Origin of the sequence: Olavius algarvensis spirochete endosymbiont, from assembly GCA_900608495.1 — a bacterium.
Classification (GTDB): domain Bacteria; phylum Spirochaetota; class Spirochaetia; order DSM-2461; family DSM-2461; genus UBA2779.
In genome coordinates this window covers 1-1,275 of sequence record UWYT01000329.1, presented here as the reverse complement: position 1 = coordinate 1,275, position 1,275 = coordinate 1, and the positions used below count along the sequence as shown (strand labels likewise).

Sequence of the window (1,275 nt, the reverse complement as noted above, 5' to 3'; positions counted from 1 at the left end):
TATTCTGTCATCGAGGCTCTCAACTGGTATTCCTATGTGAGCAACAACCCCGTGATGTATGTAGACCCAGCGGGAATGTGGGAATTTAAGGTTGGAGTAGGAACGGGAGCTGCACTTAAGTTCCGTATTCATACTGATGATAATGGAAATATAGATGCTGATATTGCAACAGGTGTAGGAGTGGGATTCCTGTTAACTTTTGATCCTTTATCTACTTCAGAAAATATAGGCCCTGGCATGCTTACTGCGGAGTTATCAGCTAGTGTAGATATTGAAGGAGCTGGGATGAGAGCTGGTGTAACACTTGACAGCGTTGTTGCAATAGAAAATTCCGGGAAATTGGAGGATCGCTCATCATTCACAATATCTGTTCCTCCAGCTCCTGGTGTTTCTGTGGAGTACAAATATGATGTTGCTGCTGGAGAGGGCACCTCTAAACATTCAGCTGCAACTGAATGGGGTGTCCAAGGTATGATTTTTATGGGTGTAGGCGAAGATTTAGATGAGTGGTAAAAAAACCAATCGTGTAGTAACAAGTATTCTGCTTGGTGGAATAATTATTGAACTTGCTTATTTGATTATAACCATCTTTGTTCCTATGTGGACTAAGTACAATCCTGGTAGTATGACTGTTATTAATAGTTGGGTAGCACAGGAACTTCAGGAAATGGTGACAGAAGATGATTTCATCAGTATTGATCCAAATCATTTTGTTATCAGAAGCGTGAGTTTATCATTGATGAGAACTGGGTTTGATGAAGAAATTAGAGTAGATTTTTTTGATTCTTCAAGTAACACTCGCTATTCAGCACAGTTAAATCCGCGCGATACCTTTTTCAGGGTGGACAATTTTGAATAAGAAATTGTTGGATGCTAAGAAGGAAAGTCCTAACAAAATGGCAGTGATCATGCTGATGATATCTATTACACTGCTGGTATCAATTATGTCAGTAGAAAAACCTGTCTATTCAGATTCAATTGACATAAAGGAGTTAAAGGCTCTTGCTAGTTCCGTTTTTCCGCAATTCACAGAGCACACGTATTTACGCACTATATCGGAGGATGAATATTTATGGCTGACAGAGTATATTGTTATGGGTTCTCAACGGCTCCAGAGGGTGTATATTGAGTGGACATCATCAGGGGAAAACTTTGAAATAATCGATTCAGGAATCATCAAATGATTTTCCCTCTCTTACTTGTTTTTTTTCAAGAAATTTCCCCCTCAGGCAGGCCCGCCCTTAGGCCATCCATGGCCACGGTCTAAACAGAACA

3 protein-coding genes are annotated in these 1,275 nt (G+C 40.2%); all 3 read left to right on the top strand.

All coding sequences use genetic code 11. The features are described 5' to 3' along the window. On the top strand, positions 1-513 hold a 513-nt coding region (locus tag S1OALGB6SA_RS09840), incomplete at its 5' end, for an RHS repeat-associated core domain-containing protein (protein ID WP_230204537.1). After that, positions 503-859 carry a hypothetical protein gene (locus S1OALGB6SA_RS09835; protein WP_124033347.1) on the top strand — a complete coding sequence of 119 codons (357 nt, stop codon included), beginning with the start codon at positions 503-505 and terminating at the stop codon, positions 857-859. The genes S1OALGB6SA_RS09840 and S1OALGB6SA_RS09835, both read left to right, overlap by 11 nt. Further along, positions 852-1,184, top strand: a complete 333-nt coding sequence (locus S1OALGB6SA_RS09830; RefSeq protein WP_124033346.1) for a hypothetical protein — start codon at positions 852-854, stop codon at positions 1,182-1,184. The genes S1OALGB6SA_RS09835 and S1OALGB6SA_RS09830 overlap by 8 nt, the downstream gene beginning before the upstream one ends. Positions 1,185-1,275 lie beyond the last annotated feature (91 nt).

Excerpts from the sequence above, each read along its gene's own strand:
- S1OALGB6SA_RS09835 (WP_124033347.1), top strand. The coding sequence starts at position 503 with ATGAGTGGTAAAAAAACCAATCGTGTAGTAACAAGTATTCTGCTTGGT.